A 20,958-nucleotide genomic window follows, 5' to 3' on the forward strand; every position below is an offset into this window, starting at 1 on the left:
ATTCTGAATCTATCGATAAATATTCCGCAGAAATATTTATTGCAATGAGCTCTAAATCAGATAATTTTGGTTTAATTGGTTTGAAATAAAAATTTTCTTTGATGGTTAATTTTCTTAATTCCTTTAAAATAAAATCGTAAATTGCATCTAGGTTATTCATAACGTATTAGATTGATAGTCAATACAATATACGAAATTTTCGTATTATGAGTAACCTTTTTTATAATGCACTACGGGTTACTATAATAATATTGATTGACAGATAGCATAACATCTACAAAAAATATTAAAATCAAGGAGTGCAAATCCGAAAACTAAGGAATTGATTCTAAAATAATACTGGTATGCCATTCGGGATTTTTTTCCCCGTTGGTGTCTTCAGATATTCTTCAATCAAAATACTCTGCAGCTCCTCAAGAAAAAGCTTGTCTTTAAAACTTGTGGAATTTAATTTTTGCTTTCTACAATTTTTAATAAATTGTTTGTAAGATGTTTCAATTAGTTTCCTGTGTATTGGAAACAAAGTGTACTCACGTGTGAATTTTTCAAAACTCCTATCAAGAATATCAAACCTTCTTTGAAAATATCCCAATCTGTATTTGACATTGCTGACAATTTGCATATCATCAATCAGATTCTCATTTTTAGGTTTTTGTGACCTTATAGGCTTAATGTAGATTTTATTCTTTGTAAAGCTATAGGTAAAAGAAATCCACGGCGTTCTATCCAGGTTTTTCTTCACCTGATATAAAAACTTGGTACAAAAATCTCCAGCTGTAGAATAATTTAAATTAAATTTTTTATTAAAAGTACTGAGAAGAATAGGTAACCCATTTATAGGTAAATTCTTATCAGGTATTCTATTCAACCATAATGCAAATAAAACGGGCTTACTATTTTTTAAATTATAAGCCAGTTTATATAAAACTGTATTATACTCCGACATAACAATTATTTTTCTAAACCAATATTGGCTTATTAAAAATACAGTATATCCTCTCTGCTTGTATGATGGGTTTGATATTAATCCTCCATAACTTTTTATTTCTACACCTTTGGAATTTAATGATTTATACCACTTCATCTTGTATTTGACTAAAAATTCATAAGCTTTCAAAATTTGATCGCTACTTTGAGATGGCGATATTTCAGCATTTTTAATACTCAATTGTACAAATACATTATTTTCTGTTTCAAATTCATTCTCAAATAAAGATAGCTGTTTGGGTCTATCTTCCGGTCTAAATTGTTGATTTTTAACTGAGAAAACAATACTAAAAATTATACGTAATGCCGTAATAGGTATGTCGACAAAACTCCCGTCTTTCATCAAAAAATCATCATAGAATTCATTTGGAAAATAAATATAATCTACGCTAGAATTTTTCCAAAAGTATGTCTTCCTAACTTTTCTATTTTCGGAATTAGAATTCATATCTAGATTTTTTTTCTGAAGGAATATTCAAGGGCAATATTTTCAATTGATGTTTTTGCTTTTACTGGATTTTTCAATAAATACTCATCAATCTTTTCTTTATCAAAAAATACCATTTTGCCATTAGGCTTGGAATAGTCAATTTCATCTTTGGATGTAAGTTTGTAAATATGTGATTCTTTAAATCCGCTGTAGAAACTAAAGTCTTTAACATTAAAAACCTTTTTTGATAAATAAAGTCTTTCCTTTAACTCTGAGACTTCTTGAAGAAGTTGATTGAGTATTGTCATGATGATTTCGTCTTTGCTCATTTTAATACTTGTTTGTTTTAATGAGACAAAAGTCAGTATTGAAAATATAATACACAAGAGAATCAATTGGTTAAAGTCTAAATACTACTAAAAACAGGTTAAAAACTACTTTTCTCGTATTTAAATTGCGCACCAACTTATCTCAAATTTCGAAAAGGTATTTCATTTATTCTAAATTGTATTTTCCACAAAGAAAGTAGGATTTGCACTCCTTTGCTTTGCATCACTTTTTAGGATTTGCACTCTGGATATTAGGATTACAACTCCTTGCTGATTCGGAATTGCACTCCTCCCGAAAAAGCTTCTAGTCCGCTCCAGTAAAGTATTTTCCTTACTTTATAAAAGAAATTATAAAAGTATTAAAAAGTTTTTTTTTTTAATAAAAGGAAATTGTGGATAAAATCTTCTGTGGATAAAATGTTTTAAGATGACACTTCGAAGCTCATATCACGAAAAAAGAATGCGGAGAAAAAAAAAAAAGAATTGCCTAAGGATATAGAATATGCTCGAAAAGTACGCAGTTCATAATTTTGACCTAGCCGAAAAAAAATATTTTTAAATCGTGCTCGAAAAAGTACACATTTTTAATTCACTACCTGCCTAAAATAGTACTAGGTTGCTACTCGCCAGCCAGCAAAAATATTAAAAGCTATCTACACTCCAACCTGCCTAAAAAACCGAAAGGTAAATCACAAAACCTGTCTAAAATAGTACAAGGTAGCTGCTGCGTAACCTGCCTAAAATAGTACTAGGTTGCTAATCCGTAACCTGCCTAATATAGTACAAGGTTGCTAATCCGTAACCTGCCTAATATAGTACAAGGTTTCCCACAAAACCTGCCTAAAAAAGTACAAGGTTGCTACTCTCCAACCTACCTAAAATAGTACAAGGTTCATTTAATAACCATATGATATTCAATGAAATAGATTTTTTAGAGCTATAAAACCCAAATTTGATTTTTTTTCTTTTTTCCGCATTCTTTTTATTTTTTTTAAACTTTATTATACTTTTCAAAATAAAACCTGAAAATTACTATGCTGAATATCAATATGTTACAATTGTTTTCTTATCTCTTAAATTTTTTTGTGAATAGATTATAAAAAAATCGGTGTGAATAGCAAGATGTGTCTTTGTACCCACAAACTTTTCAAGCTTGGTCACAATCACCTTCTTGCCTTTTTTTCAAAAAGGGGAAAAAACTTCGGAACTCGTATTTTTATTAAAACTTGAATTTCTAAACAATTAATCAATTCAAAAAACATTATGACAATTAACCCTTAAGTAGTATTTAGCATTAATTATTAGTCTTTAGACTTACTAGTGACCTAAGTGTTGCAAATGATAAAATAACACTTAATTTCACGTCAGCATTAGAAAAAACATTTATTAATAAAATGGCAAATAAAGAAGCAATAATAAAATTCAGAATAGAAGTAAAAAGAAAAATTTCTTGGAAAAATATATGTACAAGTAGAGATATTTCTTTATCAGAAATGATAATCGATTCTGTAGAAAAAAGATTACCAAATTACGAAAGAAGAAAAGTATTATCATTTATTGAAAAACAAGATAACAGTTTCGCAAAAGTAGAAAACAACATCAATCAAATTGCACGAATAGCAAACAGTCAAAAATTTTTATCGAAGAACGATTGTGACAGTTTTAATTTAATGCTGAAAGAAATATTGAGACTGAAGCAAGAGCAAAATAAAACTTTCATCCAATTCTACGCACTGCTAGCAAAATGATTTTTTCATCAGATTCGGCTTCCAATTTCATATTGTTCTTGTTCATAATTTTGAACTAAAATCGATAAAAACTCCAATTCCTCAAATTCTTTAGAATTCACCTGCAAATCCTTTTGCATCAAAGATAAATCCTTTTGAGACAGCTTTCATACTGTTCTTCTGTTTTGAGTAGATTTAACACACTAAATTCTTAAAATATTCATTTTTTTTATTTGTTGCAGGAAAATGATAGCTGTTAAGGCAGTTTTTATTAAAAATAGTCACGAAAAATTAGACGATCCTATCCTTAGTTCCACTAAATTAAATTTTTATAGACAGAGAAAACATCTTATTCCCAGGTCACAGGGATGCTTTCAAAAACAGCATTGTATGGATTATTTTTGCTATTTTTTGCGTATATTTTAATTGTTAGAACCTTTATGAGTGGGAAAGCAGTTTCCGCTAAATCAGCTACTGCAAATGTCATAGTCGCTTTAGTTGGTACTTCAGGTAAAATGTTTTGTGCTCTTATTCTTTTTGGAGCAACAAGGACTTCGGAGGTTTGGAATTGATTTCCTTGAGGATCAATTAGAATAGCTTCTTCACATTGGAAAGATTTTCTCACAGTTGATTCAGTATTCTGATAAATTAAAGTGACAGAGATGCTCTTGTCGTTTTTTAGACCGCTTACTTTTACAATGTCTAATTTCATCCCATCAATATTGACAGTTCGAATTGGTTTCAAAAGATTCAAAGTTTCTTTGTAAAAATCGACTTGCTTGCTGAGTTCTGTAATTTGTTCTTTATTATTTCTGAGTTCATTTTTTAAATCGGAGCAATCGGATTTTTGAGCAAACAGAATTTGGGAAAATGCAGATATAACTAATATTAATTTCGATTTCATTATTTACATTTTTAGGTTAAATTTTAAGAGGCTTTCGTGTCTCTAGCAGCGTATTGATTCAATATTTCTTCATAGTCAGTATGTCGAAGAAAATTTTGTACTATTTTATTGTACTGCTCTTTTGAAAGATGGCTTGAATTCATTGGAATGAAATTCAGAATTTCGGAAAAATGGCCTTTCATAAACATCAATATCTCTTCAGGTATTTCCTTTTGATGAACTAGCTTCTGTGCCATTTCAATTTCCAGGAATTCCTCATCATCTTTAATATTATTTTTAGGATTCAGAAGTTTGAGGATCTTTTTGGCTGTTCTGATATTACTTTCCATATAGCACAAAACCAAATTCATACGGTCTGATTTAGTGGATTTTACAACAAATTTTCTAAAGATATTTTCGAAATAAGAGATTGCCGACTTAATGTCAGATTTCCCATCAGCAGTAATTTCTTCAATATGTTTTACAAACTTAAGATTGAATTGGTAAGCTTTTTCCGAAATTAGTTTTGGTTTTACTGAATTACCAAACAGATAAAAATTGATGAACCTTTCAAGAACTACGAAATAGTCTTGGTTTTCAACAGATGAATAATATGATTTCATTTGTGTATCGGGTCGAAATACAGTCCCGGTATTTCGGATTAAAATAATAAAGCGTGGGAACTGAAGCCAATCCGATAAGGTGGTACCGCTAAGAACCAAACACTCCAGATAGAACTTACAGCCCACGCCATATAATGACACGGGCGTAAGCCTATCGAATTTGGAGTGTTTTGAAAATTAGCGGTTTTCCTTATCCAATACGATAGCTTACGCTTTACGTTGATTTATTTTTCAATAGCAAAGATAATATTTTTTTGTGATTTTTTTTGAACTAACATCTTGCTAATAATGTATAGTTATTGTATTTTTAACACCAAATGTTAAGTAAATAACATCTAATGAAAATCAATAGGTTAAAAATAATTCTTGCTGAAAAAAGCAAGACAAACAAATGGCTCGCCAAGCAACTAGGAAAAAGTGATGTTACTATCTCTCGATGGGTTACGAACGAGATTCAACCTTCAATGGAAACTTTTCTTGACATTGCTAAGCTTTTGGATGTAGATGTAAAGGAATTGTTAAATTCCACAAAATAAATCAGAGATGCAAGAATATAGATTTTCAATGAATGGAATTTCGTTACTGCTTTCTGATTTCTTAGAGATAGCAGTGGCACTTAAGGATGCTGAATACGATTATGACAAAATATCATATTTTGAAATTAAGAGAGAGCGTGAGGCAACGAGAAAGCGTGAATTATTTGAATTAAAATTACGCCTAAAACAATTGTCTAAAAAAGAAATACGATTTCTTACGGAAACCCGTAAAGAAAATCAAAAATTAATTACTTTCTTAGCAAATGTAAGAGCATATAGAATTTTAAGAGAGTTCTTGGAAGATGTGGTTTTAGACAAAATTATGGTCTATGATGATCAATTAAGTTATCGTGACTTTACTAACTTCATCTATAATAAAACATTATTGTACAAAGAACTCGAAAATATCTCTGAAATTATGATTAAAAAAATACGATCATTTATCTTTAAAATGTTAGAGCAAGCCGGATTGATAGATTCCGTAAAATCGAAAAAAATTCAAATCCCATTTTTAGATTTTGAAATGCAAAATTTATTATCTCAAGCTGATCAGAAATATCTGTTGAACATATGATTTCAGGACAGCATAAATTGATTGAGAATTTCAAAAGTATTTTTGATGTAACAAGCTCGAAGGAATTTCTAAATATGGAAGGACTAAGCGGAGAAGTTCCGTTTTGGATTGCGCCTTATGATATCCAGTTACAGGATGCTGCGGATGAAGAATTGGCGCATTTGTTAAGCAGGTTGAACAATCAAGGAATAGAGGTTCTTGTACTTGATTTGTTTGAAATTTCTATACAGATCATCGAGTCCAATATAGGCCTTGAAAAAATATTTCAAGTAGAAAAGAAAAAAAATAAAGATAAATTTAAGAAGGCATTACAGTCTACTTTAAATTTGCAGGAAAGGTTTATTCCTTATATTGAGCAGAAAGTAAAGGAATCTAACACACAGATTTTAATGCTCAAAGGTATTGGATCAGTGTATCCTTTTATACGTTCGCACAATGTTTTAGACAATCTTCAAAGTGCGATTACAGAAATCCCAACATTGATGTTCTTTCCCGGAGAATACAATGGAAAAGCATTAAGTCTTTTTGGAGATTTTAAAGACGATAATTATTACAGAGCATTCAATATTTTTGAATATAAAATTAATACAACCAAAAGAACAAATTAAACAATGACAGAATTAGTATCTTATTTTGTTAAACCATACAACAGACCTATTGAGACTGTAATTAAAGCAGATGATCAGACTCATATTTCTACTGAGGTTTCAGAATATGTGGTTACTCACGATATCGCCACCAAAATATCCAATTTCTTTGAAGCCTATAAAGATGTAGGAAGTACCAACGGCGTTTGGATTTCCGGCTTTTTCGGGTCGGGTAAATCGCATTTACTAAAAATCTTAAGTTACGTGCTGGAGAACAAACAGTATGACAACGACAGTTTAGGTAAAATCTTTGCAGATAAAATTGAAGACGACCCTAAACTGAAAGCAGATATTTTACAAAGTATCGATAAATATAAAGCCGAAAGTATACTTTTTAATATCGATCAGCAGGCGCAAATTACCAATAAAACTGATGCTAATGCGTTGCTTCAGGTTTTCTATAAAGTTTTTTACGATCATCAGGGGTTTTATGGTTTCCAGCCGCACATTGCTGAGTTCGAATCATACTTAAATAAAGATGGTAAACTGGAAGCTTTTAAAGCTGAGTTTGAAACAGAATTTGGCAAATCGTGGATGGATGCCCGTAAAGATTATGTAGATCCTTTGCTGAATGATTCAGTAGCAGAGGCATTAGGCAGGATTTACAATACTGATGCAGAAAAATATGAAGATTATTTAGATTCCTGGGAAGATAAATACAGGGCTTCTATTGAAGACTTTGCAGAGAAAGTGGCGGAATATATTGCTTCGAAGGGAAAAAATTTTAGATTGAATTTCTTCGTTGATGAAGTAGGTCAATACATTGCTGAAAATACAAAGTTGATGCTGAACCTTCAAACGATTGCTGAATCTTTGGATACAAAAACGAAAGGAAACAGCTGGATTTTTGTGACTTCGCAGGAAGATTTAGAAAGTCTGGTAGGTGATGACCGTCAGATTCAAAAAGATGACTTTTCGAAAATTCAGGGGCGTTTTAGCAATCGTATTCCGCTTACATCTTCTAATGTGGATGAAGTGATTGAGAAACGTCTTCTCGAAAAAAGTGAAAAAGGTGAATCCGCATTCGGAAAAATGTATAAGGAGGAACACGCTAACCTCAAAACACTGCTTTCTTTTTCCGAGACAGGAATGCAATTTAAATTATACAAAGATCAAAAAGATTTTGTTCGCAAATATCCTTTTGTTCCTTATCAGTTTGATCTCTTCCAGCAATGTATCAAAGCATTATCCCGGCATAATGTGTTTCAAGGGAAGCACGCATCAGTAGGAGAACGTTCTATGTTAGGCGTTTTCCAGGAAGTGTTAAAAGGTCTTGATCATTTTGCTGATGGAGATTTGGTCAGTTTTGATATGATGTTTCGTGGTATCGTAGGAACATTAAGAACAGAAGCTCAGAATGCGATTATTTTAGCGAGCAATCAATTAGATCAAAGAAATCCTTTAGCCGTAAGAATTCTCAAAACATTATTTCTAATTAAATATTTTGATGGCTTCAAAGCAACCACCAGAAATATTCAAATTCTTTTAACGGGCAGTGCTTTTGTTCAGGTTAACGAATTTCAGAAAAAAGTTGAAGAGGCTCTGAATCTTTTGGAAGAAGAAACCTATATCCAAAGACGTGGCGATATTTATGATTATCTCACCAATGAAGAAAAGGATATTGAAGAGGAAATTAAAGATCTAAGAATTGAAGATGACGAGATTAGTAAGTACCTAAGTCAAGTTGTCTTTGACGGAATTGTGAGTGATTCTAAAATTAAATATCAGGAAAACAAGCAGGATTTTGAGTACGCCCGTATTGTAGATGGTTTATCAACCGGAAGACCTCAGGAGTTGCAAATATCAGTTGCGACCTCAGATTACCACGATTACAGCAATGATTCTCACTTTTCCGCAAAAACCATTGCAGACCAAACGTTAATGATGATTCGTCTGCCGGAAGATAAAAGATTCACGGCAGAAGTAAGAATATATTTGAAAACAGATAAATACATTCGTAAAAATAATACCAGTGCCAACTCAGATTCTTACGCAAGAATTTTGAGAGAAAAAGGTACGTTAAACAGTCAAAGAAACCGAAGTATCGAAGTTTCTGCAAAAGAATTAATTGCCGGAGCTCAAATTTTCATCAACGGAAGCGAAAATACCCGTTCGTTTTCATCAGATGGGAGAACCAGAATTATAGAATCATTTCAGGATTTAATAAAGGTAGCGTATCCAAAACTGGATCTTTTAGGAAAAGCTACTCTGGACGAAGCACAATTAAATATGATTTTGGGTAGAAATACCACTTCCAACTTATTTGGTGGTGATGAAACTACTTTGTCAGCTCCCGAAACTGAAATGCTCAACTATATCAATCGTCGCAAGACGATGAATGAGCGAACTACTTTAACAGACCTTAGAAATCATTTCAACGGAAAACCTTTCGGATGGAAGATGATAGCCAGTTTCTGCATCGTCGCAGAATTATTCAAACGTGGCAAAGTTGAAGCAAAACAGGCAACCAATACATTGGATGACAAACAATTTTCTTTGTCGCTCAACAACAATCAACAGTGGAATAACACCTTAATTATTCCGCAACAAGACATCGACGGAATTTTATTGCGAAGAATTAAAGATCTACACAAAGACCTTTTCCACGATACCAATACGGCTACAGAAGCTAAAGAAATTGCGAAGAATTTTAAAGAAAAAGTAAGAGAATTAGATGCGGAGCTGATCGCATTGGTGAACCAGAAAGATGCATATCCGTTTTTAGGAACGGTACAGCCTTTTAAAGATAAACTAAGATCTCTGTTAGATTTAGATTACAGTCAGCTCATCACGACCGTTCAGGAATACGACGAAGGTCTTTTAGATTTTAAAGAAGATGTACTCGATAAGATTCGTGCATTTATGAACAGCGAACAAATCAATATCTACAAAAATATTGGTCTTTTCTTGAACAACAACACGGGAAATCTCCGTTACATCGACAGCGATCTGGAAATTGAATTATTGAAAACCGTAAAATCTCATCCGTCTCCTTACATCGGAGATCAGATACGGACTGCAAAGGATGCGATGGATGTTTTAGGAAAACGTATTTTGGAAGCTCAGAACGGAGAGCGTTCCAAAACCATCTTGAAATTGGATGAGAAGATTAAAAATCTTAAACAGGAATCTGATTTCGGTAAGTTGACAGATGGTCAAAAAGAACAGGTGGTTCGCCCATTCAGTCAGTTTTTGGCAGACGCCAAAAGAGAGCCACTTATTTCAAATATCCGGGATTATGGAAATAATCTCTCTGATCTTTACACAAAGCAACTGAATCTTTGTGTCAGTTTAGCTAATCCACCGCGACCTATATCCGAGGACACTACGAACAACGGAACTGAAGTTCAAACTCCGGCTCAAGTTGCAGAACCAAGAGCAACTTACGTTACACTTTCCAATACGTTGAGAAAAGTAAATACAGATGTTTCCAGATTGGAAACCGAAGAAGATGTAGAAAATTACATTCAGGCATTGAAGACGGCACTTCTTGATCAGCTGAAACAGAACCACAAAATCAATCTGAATTAATGAATACCTCACAGATAAAAAGATTTGCGCAGGAAGCAAGAAAAAAACTTATTACTTTAGTTGGTGGAAAGCTGGAAGCTGTTCTTACACAAGACAGTGGTGCTTTGCGTGCAAAGGCAGAAGTCATCGAAAAACTCAATGATGAAATCTCTGAATTTGGGAAAGATGCTTTAATTGACAAAGTGGCTTACAATTGGTTCAACCGTTTGGTTGCATTGCGTTTTATGGATGCCAATGATTATCAGCCTTTGGGTATTAATATTCTGTCGCCGGCAAAAGATACTGCTACTTCATCGCCTCAGATTTTAAGTGATATTCATTCTGGGATTTTTCCTGCGGATTTGAAATTAGATAAAACCTATATCAACGAGTTGCTGAATGGCAAAACAAATTCTTCAAATCCCGATAACGATATTTTCCGTGAGGTTTTGATTGCAGTTTGTAATGACCTGCATCGCATTTTTCCGTTTTTGTTTGAGCGGATTGACGATTACAGTGAGTTGTTGTTACCAGACGATCTTACTTCATCATTCTCCATCATTGCAGATGTGGTGAACGGAATGAGCATAGAAGATTGTGCTGAAGTGGAAATCATCGGTTGGTTGTACCAGTTTTATATCTCTGAAAAGAAAGACGAAGTTTTTGCCTCCAAATCTAAAGTTAAAAAAGAAGATATACCTGCAGCCACACAGCTTTTTACACCACGTTGGATTGTAGAATATATGGTGCAAAATACCGTTGGTAAACTGTGGTTGCAAAACCATCCGCAATCGGGGATTAAACAGCTGATGCCTTATTATATAGAATCGCCGGAAGGAAATGCAGATGATTATCTTAAAATTTCTTCAGTGGAAGAAATTAAATTACTGGATCAGGCTTGTGGTAGCGGACATATTTTGGTGTACGGTTTTGAATTGCTGGCAAAAATCTACGAAGAGCAAGGCTACAGTGCTTCAGAAATTCCTGCCAAGATTATTGAAAACAATTTGTACGGTTTGGAAATTGATGAGCGTGCAGCACAATTGGCGGCTTTTGCCATTACGATGAAAGCCCGACAGTTTTACCGCCGTTTCTACAGAAATCCTGTGGTTCCCCATATTATTTGTTATGAAGACAGCAAACTGAATGCAGAAGAAATAGAAAGCATTATTACCAAATACAAAATCACCAACAAAGACGCTTTTAAATACGACCTGAAACTCCTGGAACAAGCCACCAATCTCGGTTCACTCATACAACCCAAAACCGATACAGCTACTTTAGAAAATATAAAAAAACAGTTGACTGAAGAAGGTGAATCTTCAGATTTATTTTGGCAGCAAACGCAGGAGAAATTAATAAAAGCCATACAGCAATTAACCGCTTTGGCTCAAAAATACCATTGCGTGGTACAAAATCCACCTTACATGGGAGGCGGAAAATACAATGATGCAATGTCTCAATATGTTAATTTAAACTATCCTGATTCTAAAGCAGATTTATTTAGTTGTTTTATTGAAAGGTCTGTGAATGTTGCTCATCCAAAAGGTCTGATTGGTAATGTAACAATGGAATCTTGGATGTTTTTAAGTTCTTTTGAAAAATTCAGAAATAAACTTTTAGAAAATACCGTTATTGATAGTTTATCTCATTTCGGATGGCATATAATGAGAATTGCATTTGGAACTGTTGCTTTCATCTTAAAGAATGCTAAACATAATGGAACTGATGCAGGTATCTATAACTATTTAGAAATTGAGGATATAAATCGTGAAATAGAGCGACCTTTTTTATTTCCAAATAAAGAGCGTAGATACTCAAGTAAAAACCAAAGGGATTTTGCAAAAATTTCGTCTAAGTCAATCGCCTATTGGCTAAGTGATAATGCGATGACAATTTTTAAAGATTATAAAAGCATCGAGAAAATTGCAAATCCACGACAAGGTTTAGCCAGCTCTGATGTTACAAGATTTATTAAGTTTTGGAGTGAAGTTGCATTAGATAATATTTCTAGAAATAGTTCAAATAATGAAGAAGCTGTATCCTCTCAGAAAAAATGGTTTCCTCATAATAAAGGTGGAGGAATTAAAAAGTGGTATGGAAATAATTTTTACATTATTAACTGGCAAAGTGGAGGACAGGAAATTATAAAACTTGCTTCTGATTTATATGGTAGTCCAACTAGAACTATCAAAAACATGCCTTTTTATTTCAAACCTTCAATTACATGGGGAATGATTGGCGCAGGACGATTTACTTGTAGGATTAGCCGTGGTGGTTTCATTTTTGATGTAGGGGGGCCGTCAGCCTTTTGTGATATTGGAGACTTAGAGGTTATTTCAGGATACTTAAATTCTAATACTTCGTTTTATTTTTTGCAAGCAATAAATCCCACATTAAATTATAATTCAGGTGATCTAGGTAAGATACCTTTTAAGTCTCTACAAGAATCTTCACAAGGAATAGTTATAGAAATAGTTAAATCATGCGAGCAAATCACTAAATCACATTTTGATACGATTGAATCTGACTCTTTAGATTTCTCACAAAATGAGTTAATACGTTTTCAAGGTGTTGAAATAAAATCTGCCATCAACAGCTACAAAGATTATTGGGCTTTGCAATTCCGCACCTTGCACCAAAATGAAGAAGAACTCAACCGTCAGTTTATAGACATCTATGGTTTGCAGGAGGAGCTCACGCCAGATGTACCTTTAGAAGATATTACCATTTTAAAAGAAGAAAGTAAAATTGTAGACGGGCAATTGGTTTTCAAAGAAGAAGAATTGATTGCTCAGTTATTGTCTTATGCAGTGGGTTGTATTTTTGGGCGTTATTCTCTCTACAAACAAGGTCTCATTCTCGCCAATCAAGGCGAAACTTTGCAAGATTATTTGCAGAAAACCCAACAACCATCAACCGACAACCATCAACCAAAATTCCTTCCAGATGAAGACAACGTGATTCCTGTTTTGGATGAAGAATGGTTCGATGATGATATCGTCAACCGCGTAAAAATATTTATCCGTACCGTTTGGGGCGATGCTTCTTATCAGGATAACATTCAATATATAGAAACCGTTTTAGGTAAAGACTTGCGAAAATATCTCACTAAAGATTTCTACAAAGACCACATCAAACGCTACAAAAAACGCCCAATCTACTGGATGTTCTCTTCGCCAAAAGGTCATTTTAATGTGATGATCTATATGCACCGTTACACAACAGATACACTCAACTTTATCCTGAACTCCTACCTGCGTCCGTATATGGAAAAAGTGAGCAATGATATCAAGCGTCAGGAAGACATCATCATCACAGGTTCTGCCGTAGAACAGGGAAAAGCAAGAAAAAGACAAGACCTTTTGAAAGATATTTTGAAAGATTGTGAAGCATATGAATACGACATTCTCTATCCTTTAGCCGGCGAACGCATCGCTATCGATTTGGATAATGGTGTTTTGGTGAATTATAATAAATTTGGCAATGCCATTGCTTCTGTTGCTGGACTGAATGATGCCAAAACGAAAAAGAAAGTAAAAGAATTTGATTGGATAGATATCAGTACTATTAGATGAAAATAGAAAAAAGTTTAGAAAGATTATATCTTAAAAACCGTATTGTTGTGTGGTACGACCCTGAACAGGCATTCTCGGAAGAGATTGATGAATTGTCTATTCCCGAAGTCTCGGTAATCACTATTGCCAATGATGAATTGGCGGTGAAGTTTAGAATTTTGCATCAGGAACCTAAGCAAAAATTTTTGTTGTATATGCCTTATGCTCGTCCTTCGTATGAGGACAATTGGTTGTTGGACATTGAAATGTCTCAGAAAATTTTCCACACCGATCAGGAATCAATGCTTTTACAGGAACTGGAATTGCCGCTTCATTTACAGAGCTGGTTAAAACAACAGTCAACTTTCTTCAAAAACAAAGAGCGAATGGAGAAGTTTCGAAATTTGGCGCAGAAAGAAGATGCCGTTCCTATTTTGAATCAAAAATTGATACAGGTAATCCTGGGATCAGCACAACACGATTTGGACCAGTTGCTAAGAGATTATGTGCAGGCATTCAAAGATGAAAAAGCAGAAACTGTTAAAGAAAATCTGCTAAAATTTGGTCTTGCAGATTTTTTCTGGGACGAGATTAAAACCTATTACGGAATTAACAACGAATCGCAGAACATTTATGATTTCCTACTGATGCTGTTCCAGTTTAGTTTCACACCGCTGTGTGGAGAAAATCGTGTTATGTCGTCAGCAAAAGTAAAGCTATCGAATTGGAAAGACCTAAAATCATTTTCAAATACATTTGATGTAATTTCTGCGAAAGTCTCTAGAGATCTAAATGTTGAAGGAGCATTACAAAATGTAGTATTAGAGGATGTTTTGGAAGATGATCTTTTTGAAGTAATTGAAAAGAGAATTGTGCGTGATGTTATCAAAAAAGTTACAGATCACACCTTCAATGTTAGCCGCGTAGAAGAGATCATCAAAAAAAGGGAAAGCAAACATTGGTTTGTAAAATATTCAGGCTATTACAATGCTGCTCTTAAGGCTGCAAAATTATTGGATGAGATTGAGCATACCAATCTTAAGGAACTATCTGATCTTGAGAAAGGTTTTTCGCTGTACAGTCAGTACTATTTCAAAATAGATCAGTACTACCGTCAATTCATTAGTCTTGTGCAAAACTCAGAGTCTACGATTCTGAAACCTTTGTATGATGATGTAGAAAAATTATATTCCAATCGTTGGCTGCTGGATCTATCTCATCAATGGCAACAATGTATTGAGAAAGACAAAGAGTGGTATTTTGGAGCGAAAAGTCAAAGAACCTTTTATGATTCAATTATCAAGTCAAAATATGTGGATCAAAAGAAAAAAGTATTTGTGATCATTTCGGATGCATTACGTTACGAAATTGGTGAAGAATTACATAGAAATATCAACCAACAAAATCGCTTTCACTCAATATTAGATTATCGCGTAACTGGTTTGCCTTCATACACACAATTGGGAATGGCTGCCTTGTTGCCGAACAACAAAATAACTTTCGGTGAATCTGATGATGTATTTGTAGATGGTTTAGCCAGCAAAGGCTCTATCGCACGAACGAAGATTCTAAATGAAATTGGCGGTATAAAAGCAACGACCATTTTGGCTGATGAATTGGCATCTTATAAAGTAAAATCTGAGGAGGCAAAAGACCTTGTACAATTGCACGATGTGGTCTACGTTTATCACAATATTATCGACAAAACCGGAGATGATAAAGTATCTGAAGAAAAGGTTTTCGAAGCGGCTCAAACAGAACTTGAGAATCTGGTAAATCTCATTAAGAGAATTTCTAGTTTCAATATCACCCATATTGTCATCACAGCAGACCACGGATTTATCTACCAAAATGAAGCTCTATCGGAATCTGATTTTGCAGATGCAAAAATCAATGGTAATGTTTCCAAAAGTAATCGCCGATTTGTAATCGGAAAGGGATTGACACATAACGATTCGGTAGTAAAGTACAAAGCATATGATTTGAAAATTGATTCGGAAACAGATATTCTCATTCCAAAAGGTATGAATCGTTTGAGAAGACAAGGTGCAGGATCCCGTTTTATTCACGGTGGAGCAATGCTTCAGGAGGTTATGGTGCCTGTACTTTTGATCACAAAAAAAAGAGAAGATACTATTTCAAAAGTTGATGTTGACATTATTAACAAAAGCAATAATAAAATTACCACAAACATTCACCCTATTAAATTTTATCAGTCAGAAAGTGTTGCAGAACGCTTGTTGGGAAGGAAGATAAAATCTTATCTAGCAATACAAGATGGTGGACAAAAAACAATTATAAGTGATGTTTTTATTCATTATTTTGATTCAAACGCAGTTCGTGCGGAAGACCGGGAATTAATGCACCAATTTAAAATTTCCACAACGATAAACAGACATTCTGAAGTTTATCTATTTTTGGAAGAGCAAATTGAAAACTCTACGCAATGGGTTGATTACTTACAATATAAATTCAATCTTACATTGGGTATGATGAATGATTTTGATGATTTTTAAAACACACTTATGAAAGAACTAGATCAAAAAATTAATGAGTTTTTTGCGGGTAAAGTAGTTCGTAAAGATCTAACTCAAACAGTGAAGGGAAATGCTATTGTTCCTAATTATGTTTTGGAGTACTTGCTAGGTCAATACTGCGCTTCCGATCAAGTAGAAACCATCAATGCAGGGATAGAAACTGTGAAAACAATCATAGCGCAACACTTTGTTCACCGTGATGAAGCAGAAAGTATAAAATCTAAAATCAGAGAAAAAGGAAATCACAGAATCATTGACAAAATTTCTGTAAAACTGAATGATAAAGCAGACCGTTATGAAGCTCGTTTCAGTAATCTTGGGTTGAATAATATTCCGATTAATGATGGCATTGTAAAAGCCAACCCAAAATTACTTTCTGAAGGAGTTTGGTCATTGATCAATATGGCATATCTCGCCGTGGATGAAAGAAATACACCACCTTGGATTATTGAAAGCGTTAAGCCAATTCAAATTTCACAGGTAGATATTCAGGAATATAAAGAACAACGTTCATTTTTTACAACAGATGAGTGGATGAATTTGCTAATGCAGTCAATCGGATTAAATCCGGAGGAATTCTCAACAAGATCAAAATTTATTCAATTATCTCGATTAATTCCCTTCACAGAAAACAACTATAATTTTATTGAACTAGGACCAAAAGGAACTGGGAAATCACACATCTTTTCAGAGCTTTCTCCACATGGAATTTTAATTTCTGGTGGTGAAGTCTCGAAAGCGAAATTATTTGTGAATAATTCAAGCGGAGCCATTGGTCTGGTGGGATATTGGGACGTAATTGCTTATGATGAGTTTGCAGGAAAAACAAAAAAAGTAGATCGTGGTTTGGTTGATATTATGAAGAACTACATGGCCAACAAATCCTTCTCACGTGGTGCAGATGTCTATCAGGCTGAAGCATCTATGGTTTTTGTAGGAAATACAGATCATTCGGTTCAATACATGATAAAGCACAGCCATTTGTTTGATGCTTTGCCGAAAGATTATCACGATACCGCATTCTTAGATCGAATTCATGCTTATATTCCTGGTTGGGAAGTTTCAAAATTGAGAAACGAGTTGTTTACCAATGACTTCGGTTTTATCGTAGACTATCTAGCAGAAGTGCTTAAAACTTTAAGAAAAGAAGATCACAGCAAGTTTTATCAAAAATATTTCACATTATCCAACACCATCACAACCAGAGATAAGACAGCAATTGAAAAAACATTTTCAGGCTTGGTAAAAATTATTTATCCTGATTTAAAAATGTCCAAGGAAGATGTGAAAACAATTTTCGATTTTGCTATTGAATGCAGAAAAAGAGTCAAATTGCAATTGATTAGAATGGATGAGACGTTTAACGATGATCCTGTTTATTTTGAATATATTGACGAAACGAATCATAAATTTGAAGTGCAAACTTTAGAAGAGATTGAATACGGCGAACCCAAACCAGAAGAAATTATTGAGCAAACGACAGCCGAAAACCCAAACGTTGCAACAGCTGAAACCCCTTCAGCAAAACCAATTTTTGAAGAACCAATACCATTGACGAGTTTTTCAAAACACATTCGGGAAAACCAGACAAATGTTTCTTATGACCGATTATTTGGGCATTTTTTAGAAGGATCAACCGATTTTTTGATTCAGGATCCTTATGTCAGATTGCCCCATCAATTCAAAAATTTTATGGAATTATGCTCTTTAATTTATACAAAGAATCAAGATGCAGAAACCATCAAAATCAAATTAGTAACCTGGAATGATCTTGAATATCAACAAACATCAATCGATAATTTTGAAGAAATAAAAGATTCTCTTTCTGAAATGAACATCGAATTCGAGTATGAATTCAAAGAATCTGCCCACGACCGTTATATCCTTTTGAATAATAACTGGAAAATTCTTTTAGGAAGAGGCCTAGATTTGTGGCAAAAAAGCAACGGAAGATATGACATAGCAGAATATCTTCAAGAGAAGAGAAAGTGTAAAGAGTTTGACGTTGTAGTGATAGCTCAGTAGTATAATAAATGATTGTAAAAGAAAGTGAGCATAAGGAATGAAGACTCCGTTATCTTAAGTGATTTTTTTTAAAATTTCAGCTGAGAATATCAGATTATCAACGTGCCTCTGTTTGGACCTATACGCAATTTTTAAAGTTATATAATGACCTCATTACACACCAAAATAGCGATGAAGAATCAGGGGTTTTATATTATTTAGGAAATATTATACTAGTCAAAATGAAGAACAAGGATTTGGCATTATTGACGTACAACAGAGAAAAACAACTTTATTAATTTTTGCCAATCTTTTAAAGCAAAAAGAAATTTTTCCTTACATTCATGCGTTTATAATAAACTCTTCTGTCACAAAGGATAGTATTCAAGCCAATGCATCATATTTCAGACATTATTTAGAATGGTACAGACAAAGTAAAATTTGAAAACATCAACATCACTTACATTATTGCCGAAAATCAAGATTAGGCATTTAAATTCTATACAACTCTAATACTTTCGGGAAAAAATTAGGTGGAATTGATCTGATTAAATCTTTTCATTTACAGGTTGTCAATAAGGCGAACCAAGAAGAGAAGGCTAGATTATTTGAACAATATCAATTTTCAAAAAGATTTACCATTTTAAAAACCATTCAAAAAGTTTAATCAATATCCCGATAATCATTTATTAAAAACCTTTATTAATTTTATTATAAAAAATAAGCAGAATTAAAAAAGGACAGTCGTAAAGAGAGAAAAGAAAAGGTCAAGATTTCAACATATTCTTACTTCTCTTGCCGAAAAAAATAAATTTTTAAATTTTATTATTCCTTAAACAGTATTAATATGCACTCGCTGTAATCATAATAAGCTCAAAAAACGATTTGATTTATTATAAATATAAAATAATGTTTTCTCTGTCTATAGAAAATATAGATTTTGAAGTAGATGTAGAATACACATATTTTTAGTGCTATTGTAATCTATGAAAGAATTTTATGTTTTTGGATTCGATTTTCGATAATCGTATCTTTGCAGGATAGAAATCCTTTCGCAAACTGCGGAGGGATTTTTTTTGTGCCATATGCAAAAGCTTTCAGTCTTTCAACAATAATTTTTGAGTCACAACTTTAGTGAGGTTCCGAAATTATATTTGCCAATAAGGTTTTTAGGATCATTCAATTTGTGTCCTTTCAGATGAAAAGCAACAATTTTATCTTTATCAATATAGAGGTGTTTTGTTTTCTGTTTTCGTTTAGCACATTATTTACGGCAGTTGATGTAAAATTGCATAAATACGATGGATAGGGGATTTATAAAACATGTCCTTTCGTATGAAAACCAATTTTTGGTCTTTTGTCCTTCAATTGATAATGAAATATCATCAATATAAGATTGAACAAATAGTCTCAACTTATAAAAAGCAGGCAAAACGAATATATATATGTAGAATAAAAAAATACAGATATGAAAGCAACAGATTTTAATATAGATATAATTCTTAATTTTTTAAAACCCATTATTATGGAAACACTTTATGTTTTGGTAGCAGTAATCATACTGCTTGCGGGATTCGCTTTATTTATCCTGCCACGATTGTTAAAAAGCGAGAAGAACATCTTTTTGCGCATGAAGAACCGCCTGTTCGGCGAATTTGAATACCATCAAAATGATAAGCACGTTCCCTGAGCTAATGAGACAAAGCTAATTTTTTTAATTGAAAAGATAGGATCAATTATTTTCACTGCTTTATGTCGTTGTAAAATTTATAAAAAATACGCAAGTAACTTTTATGAAAATATTTTTGACAGAGAGCAGACAACGTTTTAATTTGTCTCTAAGAAAAATGTTGGTTAAAGATGGTTTTACAATTTTTTATCTTGATTAAAGATGCCTTTACGGTGTATCTAAATGCATTAAATAAGCAAAAAGATGTTTGGTAGACATCAACAGTATATTTGTAAAAAGCACAAAGTTTTAATAATTTTTTAGGGAAGCCTTTACTTTTAGAATAGAATAATTTATAATTTGAATATGGAAAACACCATTCTTTTTTTAGCAATGCTTTTCCTGGTTATTTTAGCAATGATAAGTTTCCTTATTGTTTCTAAAAACTCCGGAAAGTAAAAAGCGACTGCGTGAACAATAGTAACGCAGCCACTTAAGGTAATTTTTAGTTATCACATAGTCCGCTCTGATCAGCGGACTATTTTCTATTACAAAGGTATATTTTTTTCTTTTGATTTTTTTTGTAGAATAGGTGGATTTTATTTTGTTTTTATAGCATTTATTTAACATACACTATCAAATTATTATCATCAATGTATAACATTTTTAAATTTCAGCTTTTGCTTGGAAGGAGAAGATTAAAATGAGAAAAGCGGGTGGAAATCTAGTCATGGTCGGAAGAAAATTCCGACCATTTTTTATGTTTTAAAGACTTTAGCAGGATCTCCGCCTGCGAAAACAATCAGAATAGCTGTAATCATGTCTCGAAGCTCCATTGCGATGCGTCTTTTGGAAGTTTTATAACTCAATTCGTTTGCTTTTTTATAGATCAAAAGTAACATTGATGCAATCATCGTCATGTAAACCATTACCTCAATGCCGTTT

The 20,958-nt window shown here is 33.1% G+C and carries 13 protein-coding genes and 2 pseudogenes; 9 read left to right on the forward strand and 6 right to left on the reverse strand.

Annotation, left to right across the window (positions count from 1 at the left end; genetic code table 11):
• From F564_RS21295 to F564_RS0115440, 3 genes and pseudogenes are all read right to left on the reverse strand, one after another.
• A pseudogene (locus F564_RS21295) lies at nt 1-160 on the reverse strand (IS982 family transposase); the annotation flags it as partial.
• Between the two features lie 168 nt (nt 161-328).
• Entirely contained in the window at nt 329-1,435 is a 1,107-nt protein-coding gene (locus tag F564_RS0115435; RefSeq protein WP_028123417.1) for a hypothetical protein, read from the reverse strand.
• A gap of 2 nt (nt 1,436-1,437) precedes the next feature.
• Entirely contained in the window at nt 1,438-1,746 is a 309-nt protein-coding gene (locus F564_RS0115440) for a hypothetical protein (protein WP_051259702.1), read from the reverse strand.
• Between the two features lie 1,394 nt (nt 1,747-3,140).
• On the opposite strand from F564_RS0115440, the gene mobC reads away from it, so the two are divergent.
• Nucleotides 3,141-3,494 (forward strand): plasmid mobilization relaxosome protein MobC, encoded by a 354-nt coding sequence (gene mobC / locus F564_RS0115445; protein ID WP_028123419.1) that lies wholly within the window; start codon nt 3,141-3,143, stop codon nt 3,492-3,494.
• Between the two features lie 328 nt (nt 3,495-3,822).
• Here the strand turns inward: mobC and F564_RS0115455 are convergent, their stop codons facing one another.
• Both F564_RS0115455 and F564_RS0115460 read right to left on the reverse strand, forming a co-directional pair.
• On the reverse strand, nt 3,823-4,377 hold the full coding sequence (locus F564_RS0115455) for a hypothetical protein (RefSeq protein ID WP_028123420.1): 555 nt from the start codon (nt 4,375-4,377) through the stop codon (nt 3,823-3,825).
• A gap of 23 nt (nt 4,378-4,400) precedes the next feature.
• Nucleotides 4,401-4,979, reverse strand: coding sequence for a hypothetical protein (locus F564_RS0115460; RefSeq protein ID WP_028123421.1), 579 nt, complete (start codon nt 4,977-4,979; stop codon nt 4,401-4,403).
• Between the two features lie 338 nt (nt 4,980-5,317).
• On the opposite strand from F564_RS0115460, the gene F564_RS0115465 reads away from it, so the two are divergent.
• From F564_RS0115465 to F564_RS20685, 8 genes are all read left to right on the forward strand, one after another.
• Nucleotides 5,318-5,515, forward strand: a complete 198-nt coding sequence (locus F564_RS0115465; RefSeq protein WP_028123422.1) for a helix-turn-helix transcriptional regulator — start codon at nt 5,318-5,320, stop codon at nt 5,513-5,515.
• A gap of 7 nt (nt 5,516-5,522) precedes the next feature.
• On the forward strand, nt 5,523-6,089 hold the full coding sequence (locus tag F564_RS0115470) for a BrxA family protein (protein ID WP_084406824.1): 567 nt from the start codon (nt 5,523-5,525) through the stop codon (nt 6,087-6,089).
• A 74-nt stretch (nt 6,090-6,163) separates the two neighbouring features.
• Complete coding sequence (locus tag F564_RS0115475; protein WP_228373916.1) at nt 6,164-6,697, forward strand: DUF1788 domain-containing protein; 534 nt, start codon at nt 6,164-6,166, stop codon at nt 6,695-6,697.
• A gap of 3 nt (nt 6,698-6,700) precedes the next feature.
• A complete protein-coding gene (gene brxC, locus F564_RS0115480; RefSeq protein WP_028123425.1) occupies nt 6,701-10,267 on the forward strand; it encodes a BREX system P-loop protein BrxC in 3,567 nt (1,188 codons plus the stop codon).
• The gene (gene pglX / locus F564_RS0115485; RefSeq protein ID WP_028123426.1) at nt 10,267-13,824 is read left to right on the forward strand and encodes a BREX-1 system adenine-specific DNA-methyltransferase PglX; all 3,558 of its coding nucleotides are present in this window, start codon (nt 10,267-10,269) and stop codon (nt 13,822-13,824) included. Before brxC ends, pglX begins: the two co-directional genes overlap by 1 nt.
• Complete coding sequence (pglZ, locus tag F564_RS0115490; protein WP_028123427.1) at nt 13,821-16,319, forward strand: BREX-1 system phosphatase PglZ type A; 2,499 nt, start codon at nt 13,821-13,823, stop codon at nt 16,317-16,319. The genes pglX and pglZ overlap by 4 nt, the downstream gene beginning before the upstream one ends.
• 9 nt (nt 16,320-16,328) lie before the next feature.
• Nucleotides 16,329-18,365, forward strand: a complete 2,037-nt coding sequence (brxL, locus tag F564_RS0115495) for a BREX system Lon protease-like protein BrxL (protein ID WP_028123428.1) — start codon at nt 16,329-16,331, stop codon at nt 18,363-18,365.
• 1,447 nt (nt 18,366-19,812) lie between these two features.
• Nucleotides 19,813-20,034 carry a hypothetical protein gene (locus F564_RS20685; RefSeq protein ID WP_154656897.1) on the forward strand — a complete coding sequence of 74 codons (222 nt, stop codon included), beginning with the start codon at nt 19,813-19,815 and terminating at the stop codon, nt 20,032-20,034.
• Between the two features lie 737 nt (nt 20,035-20,771).
• On the opposite strand, the pseudogene F564_RS20800 reads toward F564_RS20685, so the two are convergent.
• A pseudogene (locus tag F564_RS20800) lies at nt 20,772-20,958 on the reverse strand (IS4 family transposase); the annotation flags it as partial.

The organism is Epilithonimonas tenax DSM 16811, from assembly GCF_000428485.1.
GTDB classification, from domain to species: Bacteria; Bacteroidota; Bacteroidia; order Flavobacteriales; family Weeksellaceae; genus Epilithonimonas; species Epilithonimonas tenax.